The sequence below is a fragment of the Paraflavitalea sp. CAU 1676 genome (genome assembly GCF_029223285.1).
Lineage (GTDB): Bacteria > Bacteroidota > Bacteroidia > Chitinophagales > Chitinophagaceae > Paraflavitalea.
This window is the reverse complement of sequence record NZ_JARHUJ010000001.1, coordinates 417,336-439,418: the sequence shown is the minus strand read 5'-3', so window position 1 is coordinate 439,418 and position 22,083 is coordinate 417,336. Positions and strand designations below refer to the sequence as shown.

The following is a 22,083-nucleotide window of genomic DNA, read 5'->3' as shown; positions in this document are numbered from 1 at the left end:
CTCTATATGAAAAAACCGTTCTACTGGCTTTTGTTGGTAGTACCGTCGCTGTTCATGGCTTGTTCTGGTAAGGACAAGAAGGTTCTGGAAGTGACGGGTACCCTGAAGAACTTAGATAATATCACCGGCAGCTTTAACAATGTGGTAAACAATGGAAAGGTGAAGCTGGCGCTCTATGAAATACAATTTGGGGGCGAAGCGGCTCCTGTATTGCTCGATACGATCAGCATACCGGTTGATCAACAAACCTTTCACCTCAAGGGTGCTGCCCTGAATGAAGGAGGCTTGTACAACCTCTCCATTGGCGAAGGACCGGTGATCCCGATCATCAACGACAGCAAAGCTATCTCACTCGACATTGACTTTGCCAACAAGGCCCGTTTCTATGAAGTGAAGGGCTCTACGGCGAGCACGCAATTGAAAGATTTCATCTTTACGTATAGTGATCAGCGCGGTGTGGTAGAGAAACAGGTACAGGCGTTGGACAGTCTGAAACAATTTCAGGCCGGCGATAGCGCCATCCTGGCTGCTACCAGCAAGAAGAACCAGGCGTTGAATGAATTGAATGCTTACCTGAAGAACTTCCTGTCGAATGCCAACCAATCGACGGTTGCCTCTTTTGCTCTGGGCCGCGCTGCAGCCACGATGCCGATCACTGAATTCGAAGCATCACTGAACCAGGCCACGCAGAAATTTCCGCAAGACAGCAACCTGCTCGACCTGAAGAAGAAGTATGAATCATTCAAGGCACAGCAGGAAGAACGTTCTGCTTCCGGATCGTGGGTAGGCAAAAAAGCACCCGAGCTGGTATTGCCCGATGCAAAAGGCAAAGATGTTGCACTCTCTTCTTTCAAAGGAAAATATGTGCTGGTTGATTTCTGGGCGAGCTGGTGCGGCCCCTGCCGCGCCGAAAACCCCAATGTGGTGTTTGCCTATCAGCAGTTCAAGGATAAAAACTTCACCATCCTGGGTGTATCCCTCGACCAGGACCGTGGCCGTTGGCTCGATGCAGTGCGTAAGGATCAGCTGGCCTGGACACAGGTGAGCGACCTCGCTTACTGGAGCAGCAAGGCCGTGAGTACCTTTGGTTTCAATGGCATTCCTTTCAATGTGCTGATCGACCCCGAAGGAACAGTGATTGCGCAAGGCCTCCGCGGCGAAGCGTTGGAAGAGAAGTTGAGGGAGGTGTTGAAATAAGATAACGAAAGGTCAAAAGATAAAACGAGGCCGCTTCATTGCTGAAGCGGCCTCGTTTTTTAATCAGGAACATTCCTTAACATTTGTGTAGTGGCTTTAATAACTCACAAAACGACCTCCGCTTATGACCAGAAAGCCATTGAGCTTGGGTCATTTTGCTATTTCGCTATTCCATTAAAGACTCTTTATATAGTCTTCGAACTCGTTTAGCATCATCTGTAACATACTGACGCAAACAATACTCGAAAACCTCCAAGTTCAATACCCCCACATTTTCTTTTAAGTATGACTTATGTTTCCTATAGCTTGTCTTCGTCAAGAAATATCCATCCAAAATATAAGGGTCCTCATCCAAATTTATTTTGAATATTTCAATCAATTTACTTGTGGCTATGTGTGAAACATTCTCGTAGGCGTATATATTCGAATCGTGCTCTGCCTTCAAAGCAATCTCTAAATAAAAAAAATAATATTTTTTTTTCATATTAAAATCCCATGGCCGGGGCAAAAAATGGGGCTGAAGCTCCATCAGTGAGTAATATGGATAAAACAACAAATACAGACACTGCGACCTTAGCCGCCTGTGGAGATCCTTTAGTACCATAAGCCGGACTTACAAACCCTATTGGTGCAGGATATGGAGACGCATAGGCCCATGGATTTCTTCCTGCCTGTTCACTTATTGCAGATTTACGCGCTTCTTCAATTTGCTCAGGAGTTTGTTGAATTGGCGCATTGTTACTCGGCTTGGTTACACTTTCAGGTTCTTCATCTGGCTGGCTGGCTTTTAGATTGTCCATCGCAACGGATTTGTATGTTGGATTACGTTTTTCCTTCCCATCTTTGAGGTGTTCTCCCGTTTTGGGATCAAACGCCCCCAAATGGTCCCCATTCCTATCATAAACTTCTACTTCACCATGTTGAAAATCCCATTCTGCATGTTTTCCCCCCTTTAAACTCCACGATGGTCTTGCTCCTTTCTTATGTTTTAGACGTTCGGATTTCTTAAAGCCAGGCAAAGACTTCTGATACTCTGCTGGAACTGGATGATATCCCGCGACTGTATCTGATGGTGCCATCCCTTCTGGATCAATAAAACGCAAAGGGTTATTATAAGCATATGCATACGGCGACCAACGTCTCATTTTCTCCGCCAACGGATCAATCACATGCCACCTTCCAATCTGCGCATCATACATCCGGGCACCATAATCATACCATTCTAATCCACTACCGTCATTAAACTCTTTCTCTTGCTTTTCTTTTCCGTTGTACTCATATCTATTATCCAGTTTACCTGCAGCTTTTGAACTTATCCCCGCCATCGTCAATCCAAACGGATAATAATGTGTTTCTTCAGAAATAGGACCAGTTATATGATCCACTTTTAGGTTATCAAAGAACACATCCCAGTTTTGGGTTTCATTGCTTACGTAAATATACAGAAATCCACTTTTGACGATTGGCACCGGGTCATTGCTTTTCAGTGTCTGAATTACATCAGCCGTTTGCACAGCAACAGCGCCGCTGCTCCCTGCCACATAATTCAGTTGCTCATCTAGCAAGATCCAGTTTAGATAGGCCTTTGGCTTGGTGGGCTGAGCAGGATTATTGGCATCCCTGAAGGCGCTCAGCGCACCGAATACTGGTCCACCGGAAGAATTACTTAAATCTGCCAATGCACCTTTAGCCTGGCCGGCTACCCCCACAATTCCAGACGCCAGTGAACTTAGGATATCTGCTACTGGGTTGCCACCTTCATTCGATGTTCCCCCACTCCTGTAGAAAGATTTCACAGCAATATCAACAGTATCACCACTCATCACCTTTAACACCAAAGCAGGCCCAACCTTGTTACTGCTGCCATTTGTTCGAGCTAAAGAGTCGTTGGGGTTAGTCGTGGCGTCTGTAGGATAGCCCCCTGGAACCAATGCTTTTGCGTAGCTCGTTTGGGGAATATTATAAAACAGCTTATCCTCTGTTGTCCGGTAGGCTGCTTCCATCGAAGCCAAATAATTGGCGGTATCCTTCTGGTCGGTCAAAACCATCCGTATATTCCCAAGGTGATCTTTCAGAAAGTAGTCATACTGAAACTGGTTGGCTGTACTTCCGTTTGTAAATCTTCTCTTAGCCAGCCTCAGCCTCCCTTCTTCGTGAGATATAAATTGTAACGTATCGTTTTGATAAACAGCCCCTGCCAGGTACAACGTAGTTGTTACTTTGGCAGGATTTACTAAACTATCCGATACGATCTTCCGCAGTTTGTTACCCAATGCGTCATAGGTATATTGTACACGCCCAGTTATTGTTCCGTCGGTCTTACGGATAAAGACATCCTTTGGCAGATTCAAATGGTTAAACAATATACCACTTTGTGTCGGGGTGCCAATATTCTTGTTTTTATCGATAAACATATTGCCATTACCATCCCAGGCATAGTCGATTGTAGTAGAAGTTTTTCCACCAGGAAGTGTTTGCATATATTGACCAGAGGCCCGAAAATCGCCCAGCGTAGAAGCTGTATCGTTGGCCAAGTCATAGACATTCCGCAGTTTGTTGCTGGAATTGTAATAATTGTACCGAAGATCGTCGATCGTCACGCTTCCGCCTGGCTTCCACCCCTTCTGAACCATGGTCAGAATATTTCCATTGGCATCGTAACTCAAATTATTGACACTAAAGTCTATTCCGGCTGATTTATCCCAGACACTGCCATTCAGTTGATTGAAGTCCGCCCCTATCAACCTGCTTACATTATCGTATGTAAAATCCTGTTTGCGCTGCACACCATCCCCTTTGGACTTCCACATGATCCCATTAATGTTACCGTTAAAAAACGGCTGGTTAAATGTAGTATTATACCCGCCATTGTCTTGTACCTGATCGTAAGCAATCGTATATCCAAATGAATGATCACTGGCCGAAGGACTTGCCAGGTAGGAATGGTTAACACCTAATGACCAGCCTCGAATATTATATTTATACTCCAGACTTTCAATATGTGCACCTAATGAGCCAAGTCTTTTTGTTTTCATCTGCCCCAACGCATCGTATTCATGGCTAGCAATCACCTGTTCCGGTTTGGCTACGATTGACCCGTAAATTGTTTTGCTGGTTGTCAGCAACCGACCCAAATCATCATATGCTAATTTTGTAATTACAGTATGATTTTGAGCGTTGCCTCCTGCTTTCAGATGCTTTTGAACTACAACCAGCGGCTGGCCACTCCAGGTGTATTGCGTGGTAGTATTCGTCTTCTCCCCGGTGATATTGGTTTCCTGAACCTGGATCAATCTTCCTTTATCGTTATAGATGTTCAAAGTAAATAGATATGTGTTACTGGTGCCGAGGACTTTTACCCGGGTGCCAGTGACCAATCCACCTATTAAAAAGCTTTGACTATTGGCCTGGGCATAGGGCCAGCTTCCATTAACAGGGCGAAAATACTGGTCATAGTTGGTGTTGTAATTACTATCAAGTCCATTGGTGTAAACCGACTTCCAGGAATAGTTGTCATAAAAAGTATTTGTCAACTCCTCTCGGGCAGTATAGTTAGCGAGATTAGGATAAGCAACACTACTGGCAGCCAGATTGCGATGATAACCAGGATTATTCCAATTTGGATTGTCGGTCAGCAAGCCGGCAGCTATTGGTCGATTTAATTCATCATACTGCGTGTACAACCATTGTTTGCCCACCCGCATATTACTATCCTGCGACATAACAATACGGTCCCGCTGGTCATACACCATTTGAATTGGTCCAGCACCAGGCAGTTTCTTGACAATCATCCTTCCCTGTTCGTCATATTCGTACCGAAAGAACTGCTCCTTAAGTATATTCCCCGCATTTGCGTTAATATCCCAGCTAAACTGCATAATGAGCTGAAGTCCCAACGGTTGTAGCACCGCCCGCAAGCGATTTTGATCATCAAATACATAATAGGTGCACAACCATCCACTATGGCCAGTAGAGGGACTTTCTGCCAATTGAACTTTTTTCAGCACAACTTGCCCTTCCTTATCCTTGTATTCTACTACCTGTTTGTTGTGCTCGTCGATTGATATGTTTTTTTGTAGTTCCCCATTGGAGTAGGAACCTGCAATTGAATAGATCCCGTAGCCTCCGGGCACATCGCTCACGCTCCAAATCCTTACGCTATCAGCTGCGGTGTTGAAATGATACTTTACTTTAACTGAACGACGTTCGCTTTCAGGCGTCTTCCAGGACGTACCGACCCAACTAGCCCCAGGTGCGAAAGCTTCCTGTACCCTGTTAAGAGGCGATGCCTCAAATGTCGTTTGACCATAAGCCCAATTGAGACCTTGCATTCCCACGTTTGTTTCCGCAGTTTGTCCAGACAGGTGATTATTGTAAAACTGAACCTGTTGCTGGAATGGACTTAGCTTGAATAGCCCATCATTGGTGGCTGCTGCAAATGGAAGGTATTTGTATTTTTCCCTGCCAAATTCATCATAGGTAACCGCCGACACAAGGTCAACTGCCTGATCCGAAGCATTAAGATTAGCAGAATCCGTATTCAGCGATCCGTTCTTAACAACAGTCTGAATGAGCCTGCCCAACCCGTCAAAATAAGCGGTCGACTGTTTAACGTCCTTTAATGGGCGCCCCATTAGAGAAGTACGATTTGTGTCAGGAGCAGCCGCATCCCAGTTACGTACATAATTCACTTTGATATTGGTATTGTAGGTCACCGGTAACGGGCTTGGTTGCTGGGCGTTCGCCGACCAGGATGCTCCAAGTCCCACCACTATAAGCAAACAGTTGGCTATCAGAAAAAGTATCTTATTATTACACATGGTTTAAGCGTTAGTGGTTATTGATTATAGCTTTTCTGGAATTGGTAGTCTAAAGTTTTCAACACATTCCTGTTTTCGTCGCGAATGGTTTTCAGTCTTCCCAGATCATCATACTCGTAATAGGTAATTCTATTGTTAACGTCGCTCAAACTGGTCATCCCAACCAAAGGATCGAAAGTGTAGGTAGTCATCTGAGAGGTTTGTGGATGCAAACGAACCTCATCAATCTGCTCACCAGCCACTTCAACAGCAGACACATTAAGAAGCTTAACGACAAAATATTTCCATTGTCCCAATACCTTAATGGGTAACTGAGTAAGAACCTGACCGTTAATTGAAGGAATACCCTTACTCCAAACACCAACAACATAATTTCCCTGCGGTACCACCTTATTTACTCCACCACTTAGAACTTTCTTACCAGTTATTGCGTCGACGGCCACTACGACAACAGAACCACTGTTAAACGACCAGCCTCCTAATCCATCAGCCTCAAACGAAGAATATGCCACACGATCATTACTCGCGTTGTCAATTTTTGCGATTGGGTAAGTATAATTATAATCCCAAATAAAGCTTGTATGAATATCATTCACCTTATGGTTTTCAAGAACATTTCCCTTACCATCATAAGCATCATAGCTCAATTTCTCTGTAGCTCCAGTTATCTCATTTTTATTTGTTATAAGTTTAGGCAGAATCAACCCGCCCGCAAACCCGTCATATTCAACGAAAGTTGAAAGTAAGGGAACCCCATTTTTTTCCTTCTTCGTATATATTGGCTCACCAACCATATTCCGTTCGAGCATTAATCGGTAGGCATTCAGCGGCGCATCAAAATCATCTGGATATTGAAGGATCTTTACAACAGTTTCTCTTTTGCTATTCCGGGTTTCTATTCGAGTTGGTAATAGATTTAAGAGATTGCCGTACGTATATGCAACTTTGCTCTGCAAAGAATCACTGCCCTCATAATTTATGGTAATTGTACTATCCAGATGTGTCCAAAATTGATTGATAAAATATCTGTTTAAATTGTAATCACCATTGTATCTCGAAGAAGATACATAACTATCACGGCTAACCACTTTTCTAGCCGCATAAGCAGTATCTTGATTAAACAATCTTTCATCTCTACTGAAATAGGAATATTTCTTCTCAGAGTACTTCTTTGTTCCGTTCCTAAGAATAAAAGTACCCGTATAGTGCTCTTCCCCATTATGGTAGTTGTCATTTGAACTAGGCGCTCCAGGTATCATTATAGGAGAATTATCCCCGTCTTCAACCATCCAATTATAGTTCAACGGACGGGCCGGGCTACTCAAAGTAACATTAAACTTATGTTCAATTCCACCAGTATCATTCCTTCCTTCAAATAACTCGGTTACGTTCGAATACGAAACAGTATTGTAGTCATTCAGGTAAAGATCAACTATACCACTCGAACTTAAGGTGTAATACGCGCAATCATAACCAGACCACTGAGGAAACCTAGGATCGAAAACCTTATATGAAGAAACCATCACATTATTAATTGAGGGCTCTCCTGGAAATGTAACACTACCACTGCTCCTATCCGGCATATCAAAGCTTGAATAAACATATTGTTTCCTGTTGGCATAGTTCCCTAATCCATCGAAACTTTGAATTGCCTTTACACGCAGGCCGCCAAAAGGTTGATTTGTATTGCTAACAACCTCCAAATCTTTTCCAACAAAAACGACTTCAGCCTTTATTCCTGGATGCGTGATTGTAACAGCCCCGTACAATGTACGATTATAGGAATTTGGTAACAACTGGTCAATTTCAGTGTTTGCACCAACTGGTACCGGAATTCCGCATACAACGCATTCGTTCGTTGCCAAATCGTAGACCGAAATTATGGCACCTTCATCTCCCCTGATTTGCTCAATAGGCGGGGGTGCGCCAATCCAACTTACTATAGGCTTGATATTTATATGCATTGACGCAGTCCAGGTATCCATCGTAATCACTCTGTAATTATATCCAGAAGGATTAGACACTTTCAATTTTACTGTATCATAAACAATAGCTTTTTTGGGCAGCCCATAAATATTATGTGGCTCGTACTCCACTTCACTATACCCTCCTGTCGGGTAAATTATCCTTTTTAAAGTACCTTTTACCGCAAATGCTGAATCAAACGAGCGATCTCCTCCATACCGATTAATATCTCCAACGTATGTGTCATTCGGAAACAATTTTGAATTTATTTTTCCATTAAAATAGCCACATAGATCTTGGGACATGCTTAGGCGAGGGGCGATTTGATCAATATCATTGTACTCAAACTTGTACTTTCCGCCAGTGACATTACCTCGCCCTATTTCCTCAATGCTTTCCAGAAAAAGCCTTTTCCGCAGATTTGGATACAAATCCTGTACCTTGGAATTGTAAGCCATAAGATAATAGGAGGTGTCACTATTTGTCGAATAAACGTAATTCAATTTCATAGTTTTAATGATCGCCCCCTCAACTCCCATAATCCTTATACTATCAATCCTCTTATCAAAAGTCAAGTCCTCCCTATCCGAATAATAAAACTTCACTTTCCCATCATTAAAAACTATTTCATCTAACTGTTGTACGGAGCCGCTTGAGGTATGGACCGACAATTTGTATTGCTCCGGCGGGTAGCAATTATTTCTTGTTGGCACACTTATTGAGCCAATCCAATAGTTATAATATGTTAATTGCATGGTATTCTGAGGAAGAAAATTATATACATCTGACGCACCGGTAAGTGTAAACGAGCTACCTTTTGTATAACTAAACTGCAATGTATCGTTGTTTGTTCCGATTATCCGTGTAAGATACCAGGCAGTTTTTGCTTTGTTATATATTGTTGGTCGTTCAAATTCATAGTACTTTTTTGATTCAGACTCTTCGTACGCTAAGTTTTCCCCGAAATAATACCTATAGCCGTTTGGTGTGGTTGCCATAAATACATCTGTGGCAACCTTTTCGAATTTAACAGCAGTATACTTTAGCGGTTTAATTACGCCATCTAAGATGATAAACTTTCCGCTATTCCCGTCAAAATTAAAACTATACTCATCAGGCTGTGGGTCCGCTGGCTCTACATTCTCTTTTAGAAAATAATACATTTCCCAACTGCTGGGATCATGAGACGCAGGCTTATGACGAAAGACACCTGAAATGTCGTCTGGTAGACCTAGCACTTTACGGGTAATCACGCCGCCAGCCTTTAAGCTCCAATTCATACCAACACGCGAAGCAATTTCATCGACTTTCACCCCATTGGTAGCATAATCAATGGAGATTGGATGGGATATTTTCCCACTCGTAATATTATATACCGGCACATTGAATTGTGCTGTACCAGTAAATAAACCAATAGGCATATCTCCATACTTTGTCATAGAAAAAGCATGCGGCGAAGGCGCAATAACAGTTGGGAAAACAGCAGGCTCAAATGCAACAGGATCCTGGGCATTAACCATACCGTGAAACAGTAACATACCTACAAGCGGTAGGTATAGTGATTTTAAGTTTCGGAGCATTTAATTGATTATTTTAAACTGTATTTAATAGGTATTCAGAACTCCCTTGGTGAGATTGAAATAGACTTCAGCTACTAACCTCGAAGGGAAAACAAAATTTGGTTAAACACGACACCCTAAACTTTTAAAAAGTAGCTCGTCGGGGTTATTCAACAAATCTTTGTATGCCTGCACGTTCTTGAAATAGTAATAGATGTCCCTTTGAATGTCCGGGTAACCTTTGCTATGACCCACAGACAGGTTTGTATTACGGCTGAGCATTACCTTGATATGCACTTTATGCTGATGGATAAAGGCTGTTATTTCCTCCGTTTGCTGCAGTTTGCCCTGGAGTTGCTGCACCTGCTGTAAAGAGCCGGTGATCTTCTTAGTCTCTTGGGAATTGAGGAGATCCTTATTTTTTTCAAGGAATGAAAGTGAGGTTTTGAGGGAGTCAACATAAGGCAGGTATTGACCTCCTGCCCTGTCAGCAATGGCAGTTGAATTTTTTAGCTTTTCGGCGAGCTTTTCATATTTCTCTGCAGAACAGCCGACGAGGTGTTTAGCTGCCGTCGAGTCGGTCTTCCCCATGTTGCAGCGCAGCTTTTCCTCTTTGCGGGCCAGTCGTTGCAGGTATTTTTCTGTTTGCCGGGTGACCTGCACTTCGAGTTTGTCAGCTTTCTTTTGAATGCGATCGTTAAACTTAGCGGGGAGTCCGAGAATTTTGTCGGTAAACGTTGGATTATCCTGTGCCGTAGCGTTATGCAACAGAACAAGGTTCAATAATAGGACAAGGGCCCATGGGTTTCGCATGGTTAGTTAAGGTTAAGTGGTTAAACAGGTAAGGTTTCGCAGCAACTATTCAGCCGGGGAGTTGGCTCAGCGTTGCTTCCAGTACGAAGTAAACGCTAACCCTTCAAACGGACAAGGACAAACCCGTAAGTGTGCAGATTTGATACATAACCGTGCAGATTTAGAAGATAAGCGTGCAATATCGCGCCCCTAACTGAGCACTCTTGCTAAGTTTTTCCACAAAAAAAAGCAATGCGGTAACTCCGCATTGCTTTTCAAAAAAACAATTATGGTCTAAATACTTTTCTCTATTTCGTTATTATCGTCGTGTACTTAAAACTACCTCCAGCGAACGTTCCTTCGTATTCCACTCTTAGTGAATTATTACAGCTTGAGAAGGACCCTTTACCATTTGGCTTTATTGATATCTGACCAACGGCTGGATGAATAAACCAGGGCTGTGCCGTCATTTCTGTTGAAAATTTAGCAGGATCGGCCCAGTCAAGTTTAAGCGTTGTGGTAGTGGGTACCAACCATAACCCGTCCAACGTAATCGTACCAGATGTGGGTCCTGTCAAACCTACCGGCGTGAGGTAAATATCGTATGGCCCACCATCCGGGGCACCTTCATAATAATCTTGCGCAGAGTATAGACCTGAAAAACTATTAATATCAACATCACAATACTGCTGAAGGTATAATGTATACTGCTGCTCGGTCTGCATGGCTGTTACGCTGCCGCCCGATATTTTAAAGATAACTGTGTCTACCTTACCCGATGAAAGCCCCGCATAGATGCCGCTAACGATGATACTGTCCGTTACTTTGCCGGCAGGGATCGTAAAGCTCTTTTTGTTGACGCTAAACTGCTGGCCTTCTTTGGCACCGGTTGGTGACGTGATCGTGATCTCGATGGTCCGATCGCCATCCGCAGCTGCAGTAAGACCTAGCGGGATCTTAAAAGTGCTCGCGGTCTGAGTAACATAGTACTCCCCAGTATTTACAAAATCAAAGTGCGCAAAAGTGGGAGGCACAGCCGTTTTTTCCTTTTTACAGGCTCCGACCGAAAACAGGATCGTAGCGACTGCAATTATATAGGTGAGTTGTTTGATCATAAAACAAAATTGAAGTTCATGAGAAAATGTGCTTACCGATCTACTTATAAGTAGGATTTTGCTCCATATTTTCATTCGCCAATATTTCGCTGGCCGGGATAGGATAATAATACTTCTTATCCGATACATTCAGTAATACTGCTCCCAAAGCATTTTCAGCATCTTCCGGCAAACGAGTCACAGGCTGCAATTTCCTACGCAGGTCATGCATGCGCTGAGCTTCAAAGGCAAGCTCCTTATATCGTTCAGTGAGTACAGCGCTGATAAGGCTTTCCTTACTTCCAAATGCTTCATTCGTATAACCGTTAATCCTTCTACTACGCAACATATTCAAATCTGCAGCGCCACTCAGGACCTGGTTCTTTTCGGCATAAGCTTCGGCACGGATCAGGTACATCTCAGCGGTGCGAAATACTTTGATATCTGCGCGGCCAGGTTCATTTGCATCACCTCCCCAATACTTCCCTACGGCAAACCTGCCACCTCCCAACTCAAGTACCGTACTTTCATACCTGATGTCATCAATGGAAAATAGGCTACGCAGTTCATATGATGCACCATACATTATTTTATTCTGAGCACGGTCATAATATATATCACCGATCCTTGAATCCTGCGGAATACGTTTATGCTTCCAGATTACTTCCGAATTTGTTTCGTCGGTCCAAATTAACGGATACTGTGCAGGTGTCGCCAATGGAACGGCATTGATAACCGTTGTGGCTGCGCTGATGGCCAAATCCCAGTTCTTTTGATAAAGAGCCACTCTCGCTCGCAAGGCATATAATCCTACTAACGTTAAACGCGTGCGGTCGCCAAAGTTGGCAGGCATCAGCGCCAACGCATCAGTCAGGTCTTTGTTCAGATTGACGAAAACCTCACCCACTGTGAGGCGTTTTGGCTTTTGAATCTTCGACTCATATACGTAAGGAACACCCAACGATCCAGGTTCCAGGTTGGCAGCATAGTTGATCAGCACCTGGAACTCACAATAGGCACGCACACCTATTGCTTCTCCTTTAATTCGTTTCCGCTGCGCTTCTTCAGTAGAGGTTTTACCAGCCAGTTTATCGGCGGCAGCAATGATGCGGTTTGCCCTGTCAACACCAATGGCATATCCATTCCAGGCATCCGTTACCTCAGAAATCCCGGGGTCGGTTTGCCAACGATACGCAATAACGCCTCGACCGGTATTATTTTCCAATGGCAGATACGCTTCATCCGAATACAGGCTGTTAGCGTAAATATCCAAATCATATGTTCCGTTGATGGCTGCGTATACGCCTATCATCGCCTTTTCAAGATCCGGCACATTTGTCAAGGCGAGTTCTTCCCTGATATCGTCCGGAGGATTTATGTCCAGTTGCTTTTTACAGGATGCTGCCATTACAGCCAGTGCAGCAAACCAGATATATTTTTTAAGCTTCATAATGTGTTAATTGATGGGTCTTAGAATGTAAGATTGATTCCGAAAGTAAATGTCCGTTGAGGAGGATACTCGAACGTCGAGATATTGTTATTGTCTTCCGGATCAAACCCTCTCCAGTTGCTCCAGGTATACAAATTCTGGCACTGTACATAAGCTGTTGCAGCTGTAAATATGCGCATTTCCTGTAGCCATTTGCGCGGCACATTATATCCTACATTCAGGTTCCTGAAACGAACAAAAGATGCATCCTGGATATCTTTGGAGGAGAAGCTTCTTGAGGTGCCGAACTTTTGAATATTAGTAACATCACCCGGCTTTCTCCAGCGGTTCAGCAAAGTCGTAGACTGGTTGCTGGTGGCGAAAGAGGAAGTCTCATTAAAAAAATCCTCGTTGTTGAAACGCTTATTACCGGCCGAATAGCTAAAAAATGCTTCGAGATAAAAATTCTTATAATTGACCGTAGTATTGAAACCACCATTAACCTTAGGCAGGAAAGTTCCAAACTCAGCAACGCTCTGGGTAGCACTATTGTATTCGGTGGTAAGTGACCCATCTTTGTTATAATACAGTGGATATCCTGTAGCAGCATCTACACCACCCCATTTCGGGATAAAATGAGAACCATAGGGAAGTCCCACCCTGATAATGGCTGTTCCATTTTCAAACTCATTTACCTGTCCCAGGCTGGTGATCTCGTTTTTATTGTAGGCAATATTACCGCCCACAGTCCAGCGGAGGAAGTTATTGGCAACGATATCACCTGACAATGCTAACTCAATACCGCGGTTGCGCATTTTACCAGCATTGATATCGAGCGACGTTGAACCAGACCAAGCCGACAGCTTTTGCGATACAAACAGATTTTTGGTAGCCTTATTGTACAATTCAATGGTACCTCGTAAACGGTTACTGAACAGGCTGAAGTCAATGCCAATATTCGTCGTATTAGCATATTCCCAGTCATAATCGTCGTTTGCCAGTTGAGACACACCGTTTCCTGGAACACCATTATAAGATGTGGCGCCGTATAACGCCAGATATCCGAATGAACTTGTGAAGGGACTTGCAGAGGTTCCGTAACTGGCCCTCAACTGCAGCTCGGAAAGAACTTCCACGTTAGCCATAAACTCTTCTTTCAGGACATTCCAGGTAGCACCAGCCGCAAAATAAGAGATTGACCTATTCTTTTCGGGCACCATGGATGACCTGTCCATACGATAACTTCCGTTTAACGTATACTTTCCATCATAGGTGTATCGAACAATACCTATCAAAGATTGCAGTACATTGAGATCACGACCTCCGCCAACAGTAGGTATGAATCCATTCTCAGAACCCGGAGTAATAGCTGCCGGCGTATTCGGCAGCAGTGGGTTGATTCCAAACCCTACATAACTGAAGTTCCTGGCATTGGCGCGGGTGTTTTCTACCAATACACTGGCATCCACTGCATGTTTGTCCCCAAATGAGTTGTTGTAATTAAACCCTACATTACCAAATAGCCTCATGAACCTGCTGGATCCCTCAGAAAAAGATCCTTGTGCGCCCGTAACCAGTGTGCCGGTATAAGTATTGGGATCGATAAACCGCTGCGACATCAATTCACGAAAATCGAGCCCCAACGTACTAATGATCGATAAGCCATCATATATCTTAAACTTAATATTCGCGCCTAATACTGCCTTTATTTCATTGTTCCTCCTCGTTGTCGACAACATTCTCTCCAAAGCTGTTGATCCTTCCCGTTGGTCATATACCAGGTAAGGTTTATCAGGATCACTGGGCAATAAAGGATCGGAACCATCAGGGCCCGATGAGTTGCCGGGGTGTAGCAACACGCCATCTTTATAAGGGAGCTCATATGGCAGCGCATAATAAACAGAGGCGAAAGGATTAGCCACTGACGTATTATTCTCCGATTCAATAAAGCTGCTATTGGCATAGTTCAATGTGCTACTGATTCCCAGGGTCAGTCTATCGGTCTTAACATCGAAATTTGTTCTAAAAGAGAACCTCTCCAGCGCAGAGCGGATGGCGATACCATCTTGTTTAAAGTAGTTCAGAGAAGAATAGAAGGCTGTTTTATCTCCACCACCCGACGCACTTACCTCATACTCCTGAGTGTGGCCACGACGGAAGAATATATCTTCCCAGTCGGCATTTGAATTGCCAAGACTATCCCTGATCTGATCGTAGCGTTTCAAGGTAGATTCTGGCAGGCCGTTGTTGGCTGGGTTCAGACGGGACAAATACCATCCAGGTCCGATAGTGACGTCATTTTCAATACCCACTTCCTCTTCATACTGCATACGTTGCTTAGAATCCATCATTTCAAACTTGGGCCTGGTGCGGTCCGAAAAACCTATCTGGGCCTTTGCTCCATAAGTGATCCTACCATTCGCCTTACCGCGTTTGGTAGTGATCACAATCACACCATTTGAACCGCGGCTTCCATACAGCGCAGTAGCTACCGCATCTTTCAATACATCCACCGAGGCTATATCGGAAGGGCTTAATGCCGAAAATGTAGCTGACTGGATAGGAACTCCATCCATTATATATAAAGGCGTACTTACCCCGCCTATCGTTCCAACACCACGGATGATCACGTTCGCCGCGGCACCCGGCTGACCTGATCCGGCAGCTACGTACAGTCCGGGAGCCCGGCCCTGTAATATCTGATCAATACTACCATTGGGGACCTGGTTGATGGCTTTGGCATCCACTTTAGATGCGGCGCCGGCATACTGTGAGCGTTTTTGTACCCCGTACCCGGTAACGATCACTTCGTCGAGCCCCTTGCCCTCAACGGTCAGGGAAACGGCAAATACAGATTTACTGCCGATAGCGAGTTCCTGCTCGGCATAACCTACGGCAGATACAATAATAGTTTTTGCTGAAGCTGGTAGCCGAAGTGTAAATGCTCCATCACTACCGCTGGATGTGCCTAATGAAGATCCCTTCACAGTAACTGATGCCCCTACTACCGGTGCCCCGGCTGCATCGGTTACTTTACCGGAAATCGTTCTTTCCTGTGCCTGCACCACCAACTGAACAAGGATCAGCAGGGTACAAAGCAACGTGCATAAAATTTTCCTCATGAACGTTGAGTTTTTGATTTGTATAATGGTATACTATGGTTTCTGTTGCCTTAAAAAGTGACAAGGAGAATGGAAGGATTGCTGCATGCAATTTCTTGCGCGTCTATTCTGCACCTGCGTCAGCAGCAACGATAAGAAAAGTGATAAGGAATGATTACCCGATGGGCATGCGGGGGCAATACTGGGGGTGACGATCGTCTTTTCATACTATAATGGTTTTAGGTCCTGATCCTGCCATTGGCCGGTCAACTATTATAAAGATATCATTCTGTGTGCTTTAAAACGAGTTTTTCTCCATTAAATATGTAGAATAAAGCCGCTATCCCCGGTTTTGGGGACACTCATTTCCAATATCTTATTACCACTATAGTTATCAGGAGGGGTCAAGATAACTATACCCAATCTCCTTATTTCCGCTCTTTCTTTACAAAACTCATCAGCAACGTCGGCAAAAAGATCAGGTTGGTCAAGGTAGCCAGCACCAAAGTGAGTGAGGTGAGCCAGCCCAATGCCTGCGTTCCGCCAAAGCCACTGAAACAGAATATCACGAAGCCTGCGATCAACACCAGGGAGGTATAAATAATACTGATGCCTGTTTTATGGATCGTATCGATCACGATCTCCTGCGCTGGCTTATCCTGCCGTTGCAGCTCCTGCTTGTAATTTACGAGAAAACGAATCGTAATGTCAACTGCAATACCAAGTGCCACCGAAAATACCAAAACAGTTGATGGCTTGATGGCCACACCCGTCCAGCCCATTACCCCCGCCGTAATGATCAGCGGTATGATATTTGGCACCAGCGAGCACAATAAGATCTTCACCGAACGGAACAGGTACAACATACACAGCGCGATCAGCAGGAACGCCCAGGCAATACTTTCTTTAAGGCCGTTGATGATGAAAGCACTTCCTTCCAGGAAGGTTACCGTAGTACCCGTGTATTCTACTTTGTACCGGGCCGTATCGAAGAGTTGATCGCTTTTTGACTGAATGGCACTGATGAGTTCGGGCAAGCGCTTGCTGCCCACATCGGCCATGTTCACGCTGATGCGCGTGCGTTGACGCGTGCTGTCCATGAACGACCGCACTACCCGACTGAAGTTGTTTTGCTTACCCGTACTGTCTTCGCTTTTACCACCCAGGTACTGGGCCAGGAAACCGATGTCGAAACTGTTGGGCAGGCCATACTGAAGGCTATCGCCCTCATAATAAGCCTGGCGCGCAAACTTGAGCCCCTCTACGATCGAGAGCGGCCGCGCCATTTCGGGCTGCGCCGCGATATAAGCCGATAGCGTATCGATCTTTCCAAAGGTTTGCAGCATATTGGCGCGTAAGCCGTTTTTCCTTTTGGTATCTATCACGATCTCCAGCGGCATGATGCCCTTGAAGTTCTTTTCAAAGAATTTCAGGTCGGTATAGATCTTATCGGTTTTAGGCAGGTCGTCGACCATATACCCTTCCGACTTGAGCCTGAATATACCCACCACCGAGATTACCAGGATCACCGCCGTAACACCATAGATCATTTTGCGATGCCCTACCGACCAGATCTCCAGTTTGTCGAGCACCTTCAGCAGCCACTTGTTATCGAGGTAACGGGTATGTCTTGGCTTGGGCGCCGGCAGAAAACTCAGCACCACCGGTATAAAGATCACCGAGATAAAGAACAGCGCCATGATATTGATACCGGCTACTACGCCAAACTCTTTCAACACGGCGCTTTTCGTGAGGGCAAATACCCCGAAACCGATGGCCGCGGCAATATTGCAGAACAGTGTTACCACGCCCATACGGCTGATCATTTCAGTAAGCGCCGTACGCTTCCGCGTGGCCGGATCGAGCGAGGGATCGGTATCGTGCCAGGCCGTATGGAATTTATTCAGGAAATAGATACAGTTGGGAATACCGATCACCACCACCAACGGTGGTATCAGCGCATTCAGGATGGTGATCTTGTAACCATACAACACCATCGTACCAAGGCTCCACAACACCCCGATGATCACCACCGCGAGGGATAATGACATGGCACTGAAACTGCGGAAACAGATCAACAGCAACACGGCTGAAAGCAGGATAGAGCCCAGCAGGAACCACTGCATTTCGCGGGCAACCTTGGTGGCAATATTGGTGCGGATAAGCGGCAGGCCGCTGTAGTGCATGTCGATGGAATGCTGCTTGCCAAATGCATCGCCCACCTCTACGATCTTCGCTACCACATCATTTCTCTTTTTGGAGTTCAGCACATCCTTGTTGATGCGGATGCCCATGAGGTAGGTATTGGTGGCCGGATTGTATAATAGACCCTGGTAGAATGGCAGGTTACGGAAAGTGGCTGCACAGGTATCGATCGTTGACTGCGACAAAGAACCGGTAGGAAACAAAGGAGCAGCATGGAGCTTTTCGGCTGCCGTATCCCGCATCAGGTTGGTAGCGACCGGCACACTCAATACATCTTCTACCGCTTCGACCTTCTTCATATCGCCGGCCAGCTTAACGTAGTCATTGAACACTTTCTCAGTAAAGAACTGATCGGTCTGAACGCCCACCACGAGCAAATTACCGTCTTCGCCAAATTGCTGGCGGAAGGCCTGGTAGGTGAGGTATTTGGGATTATCGGTGGGTATGGCCCGCGTAAATTCATAACTCAGCTGCACCTTACTGGCATGATAGCCCAAAAATGCGGTAACGGCGAGTAACAACACCAGGAGCAGCCAGCGGAAGCGGATAATAAATCGTGCAAGGGTTCCCCACATGAGTGATCAACAGTTTAATGAAGAAGAATTATAACGAGCAAAACCCGCCGGTAAGTATGTATCCCCACGCCGGCCATGTGTAGCCGGTTGATTCCGGATCGACAGAACGGTGGCAGGGAAAACTGGCGGATCGATGCATCACGTCCGCATGCTGTAGGCAGGATGGCTCACCCGGATCATTCACCGCTGAGCTACGCCCCTCCTGCACAGATGCTTCGGCGGGCGTGGCAAAGAAACTTAATTTGAAGGGATTACAGAAGTTTTCCCGGTTTTAATTCGTGCCTCCATTCGATTAACTTTGAATACGATATGCCTGTACGTTCCATTGCCCTGTACTTCCTGGTCATGCTTTTTCCGGCTTTTGCCCCCTGCCAAACCGTACCTATCGGTCAATGGCGGGATCATAGCTCCTATCACCATGCCATTGGCCTGGCAACCGGACAGGATAAATTATGGTGCGCGGGGCCCTGGTCCATTTTCTCCCTTACCACCACCGATTATACGATCGAGCGCTTCAGCAAGGTGAACGGACTCTCCGCCACCGGCATTACCGCCATAGCATCCGACGCTCAAAGCGACCTCGTGGTAGTAGCTTACGCCAATAGCTTGGTCGACATCCTGATCCAGGACGACACTTACCCCATCGACGCCATTGCACGATCTCCCATTACCGGCAACAAAACAATTCATCATATTTTAATCCGCGGCACGGTCGCCTACCTCAGCACCGGCATCGGCATTGTAGCTCTCGACCTATCTAAAAAGGAAGTGAAGGACACCTATATCATCGGCAACAATGGTGAAAAGACAGCAGTGCATGCCATGGCCACAGACGGTAATTTCCTCTACGCCGCTACCGATGATGGCCTGAAAAAGGCTTCCCTCACCGATCCTCACCTCGCCGATTTCCGCAACTGGCAGCAATTATCAGGCAGCAACGGATTACCCGATGGCCCGGTTACAGCAACAACCGTCTTTCAGCAGCTGCTCGTAGCGCAGAAAAACGACTCGCTTTACCAACTCAGCAACGGCCAATGGCAATTGCTCTATGCCAGCACAGCCGGCATTAAAAACATTCAACCGGCGGGCAACAAACTACTGGTTTGTGAACAAATGACTGGCGCCGGCCGCGTGCGTGTCCTTTCGCCACAAGGCGCCACGCAGGAAACCATCCAGCATAACAGTTTTACTGCGGCGCCCCGCGGGGCCATCGAAGCAGCGGGCTATTACTGGATAGCCGATAGCCTGGTGGGGCTTTCACAATATGCTACCGGGCAGTTCACTTCCTTCGTACCCAACTCACCCTTTGGCCCGGCCTATGGCACCTTGCAGGTAAACAACAATACCCTGTGGGCTGCCGCCGGCACAGTAACAGATAGCTGGGCACCCACATTAAACAAAGACGGGCTTTTCTCCTTATCTGCCGACGCCTGGACCAATTACAACAAAAACAGCCTGCCCGCACTGGACAGCCTACCCGATCTCATTACGCTGGCGATTGACCCGGCGGATGAAACAGTATGGGCTGGCTCGTACGGCGGCGGCCTGTTGCACCTGCCCAAAGATCAACCCCTCCAGGTATTCAAACAAAACAGCGGTCTTCAGCCCGCCTATTTTGCACCCGGTAGCTACCGGGTAAGTGGCCTGGCCTTCGACCAGGAACAAAATTGCTGGATCAGCAATTACGGTTCGCTGCAGCCAATAGTGGTGAGAAAAAAAGACGGCAGCTGGAGATCTTTTTTCGTACCTTATACTATACCCGAAAACGCGACTGGCCCCCTCCTGATCGATGATCTTGACCAAAAATGGATCATCGCGCCCAATGGCAATGGTTTGCTGTGTTTCAACCATGGGCAGTCGATCGATAACCCGGGCGACGATCAGTGGAAATGGTACCGCGCAGGAAAGGGAAATGGTAACCTGCCCGACAATGCCGTGCTGAGCATTGCCAAAGACAAGAACAGCTTTATCTGGATCGGCACCCGTAAAGGGATCGGTATTGTGCAGTGCCCCCGGGAAGTATTTACCCAGCAGGGGTGTGAGGCAATATTACCCGTGGTACAGCAGGACAATTTTGCGGGATACCTGTTTAGCGATGAAGAAGTGCAGGCCATTGCAGTAGATGGCGCCGACCGTAAATGGATCGGCACTAAGAACGGGGTATGGCTCATTAGTGCGGATGGAGCCAAAACCCTGGCCCGCTTTACCGCGGCCAATAGCCCGCTTCTCAGCAACGATGTAAAACAGATCGGCATCGATGGCAAAACCGGCGAGGTATACTTCGCCACCAGCCAGGGCATGTGCTCTTATCGGTCTACCGCCACCGAGGGCACTACCAGCAACAGCGATGTATTGGTGTTCCCCAATCCGGTGCCACCCGGTTATACCGGCACCATCGCCATTCGTGGTCTTGCCAACAATGCCATTGTGAAGATCGCGGAGACCGACGGACGTCTGGTATACCAAACACGAGCGCTGGGCGGACAGGCTGTTTGGAATGGCAAAGATTATAAAGGGAGAACAATCTCGACCGGCGTTTACCTGGTATTGGTAAGCGACGATAACAAGCAGGAAAAAACAGTAGCCAAAATCGTATACATCAGTAAATGATCCAATCCACCAAGGGAATCGTACTAAAAACAGTGAAGTATGGCGACACCAGCATCGTGGTCACCATCTTTACCGAACTGTTTGGTATCCAGTCGTACCTGGTGAATGGCGTGCGCACCTCCACCAAAAAAGGACCCGGCAAAGCCAACCTGTTTCAGCCGGCTGCTATACTCGACCTGGTCGTTTACCACAATGACCTGAAGAACCTGCAAAGGCTCAAAGAATACCGGTGGAGCTATATATACCAGCACCTGTTCTTCAATGTGATCAAGAATTCGGTGGCCCTGTTCATGGTAGAACTGCTGCAGAAAACGATCAAGCAGCCGGAATCGAACCCCGACCTGTTTCACTTTATAGAAGATACGTTCATGCACCTCGACCTGGCCGATGATTATGTGACGGCCAACTTCGGGCTATTCTTCGCACTCCACCTAACGACTTTTTTGGGATTTCGATTCAGCGATGATTATTCGGAAGAGCATCCCTACCTCGATCTGCAGGAAGGGGAATTTGTGCGGGAACATCCCATCCACCCTTACTTTCTGCAAGGACAATACAGCTTTATCACTTCCCAATTATTGAGAGTCATGCAGCCGCACGAACTCAAAGAAATACGGCTGAACCAGGAAACGAGGAGAACGCTGTTGCAGGCCTACCAAACCTTTTACGCCCTGCATGTGCCCGATTTCGGGATCATGAAAACGTTGCCCATCCTACAAGAAGTATTGGGCTAACT

General features: G+C 46.0%; 10 protein-coding genes. 3 read left to right on the top strand and 7 right to left on the bottom strand.

All coding sequences use genetic code 11. The features are described 5' to 3' along the window. The first annotated feature begins 6 nt into the window (after positions 1-6). Entirely contained in the window at positions 7-1,197 is a 1,191-nt protein-coding gene (locus P2H89_RS01860; protein WP_275824772.1) for a TlpA disulfide reductase family protein, read from the top strand. Between the two features lie 485 nt (positions 1,198-1,682). Here P2H89_RS01860 and P2H89_RS01855 read toward each other — a convergent pair whose 3' ends face one another. From P2H89_RS01855 to P2H89_RS01825, 7 genes are all read right to left on the bottom strand, one after another. After that, on the bottom strand, positions 1,683-6,017 hold the full coding sequence (locus P2H89_RS01855; RefSeq protein ID WP_275824770.1) for a DUF6443 domain-containing protein: 4,335 nt from the start codon (positions 6,015-6,017) through the stop codon (positions 1,683-1,685). A 17-nt stretch (positions 6,018-6,034) separates the two neighbouring features. Next, on the bottom strand, positions 6,035-9,562 hold the full coding sequence (locus P2H89_RS01850) for a hypothetical protein (protein WP_275824768.1): 3,528 nt from the start codon (positions 9,560-9,562) through the stop codon (positions 6,035-6,037). A gap of 102 nt (positions 9,563-9,664) precedes the next feature. Beyond that, positions 9,665-10,354 carry a hypothetical protein gene (locus tag P2H89_RS01845; protein ID WP_275824766.1) on the bottom strand — a complete coding sequence of 230 codons (690 nt, stop codon included), beginning with the start codon at positions 10,352-10,354 and terminating at the stop codon, positions 9,665-9,667. Between the two features lie 287 nt (positions 10,355-10,641). Further along, positions 10,642-11,448, bottom strand: coding sequence for a hypothetical protein (locus P2H89_RS01840; RefSeq protein ID WP_275824764.1), 807 nt, complete (start codon positions 11,446-11,448; stop codon positions 10,642-10,644). A gap of 40 nt (positions 11,449-11,488) precedes the next feature. After that, complete coding sequence (locus P2H89_RS01835; RefSeq protein WP_275824763.1) at positions 11,489-12,877, bottom strand: RagB/SusD family nutrient uptake outer membrane protein; 1,389 nt, start codon at positions 12,875-12,877, stop codon at positions 11,489-11,491. A 20-nt stretch (positions 12,878-12,897) separates the two neighbouring features. Then, positions 12,898-15,978 carry a SusC/RagA family TonB-linked outer membrane protein gene (locus P2H89_RS01830; RefSeq protein ID WP_275824762.1) on the bottom strand — a complete coding sequence of 1,027 codons (3,081 nt, stop codon included), beginning with the start codon at positions 15,976-15,978 and terminating at the stop codon, positions 12,898-12,900. Positions 15,979-16,385: 407 nt separating this feature from the next. After that, complete coding sequence (locus tag P2H89_RS01825; protein WP_275824761.1) at positions 16,386-18,737, bottom strand: MMPL family transporter; 2,352 nt, start codon at positions 18,735-18,737, stop codon at positions 16,386-16,388. A gap of 309 nt (positions 18,738-19,046) precedes the next feature. Between P2H89_RS01825 and P2H89_RS01820 the strand changes: the two genes are divergently transcribed. Together P2H89_RS01820 and recO are read left to right on the top strand one after the other, a co-directional pair. Further along, positions 19,047-21,347, top strand: coding sequence for a two-component regulator propeller domain-containing protein (locus tag P2H89_RS01820; protein WP_275824760.1), 2,301 nt, complete (start codon positions 19,047-19,049; stop codon positions 21,345-21,347). Beyond that, the gene (gene recO, locus P2H89_RS01815) at positions 21,344-22,081 is read left to right on the top strand and encodes a DNA repair protein RecO (RefSeq protein WP_275824759.1); all 738 of its coding nucleotides are present in this window, start codon (positions 21,344-21,346) and stop codon (positions 22,079-22,081) included. Before P2H89_RS01820 ends, recO begins: the two co-directional genes overlap by 4 nt. Positions 22,082-22,083: the final 2 nt, after the last annotated feature.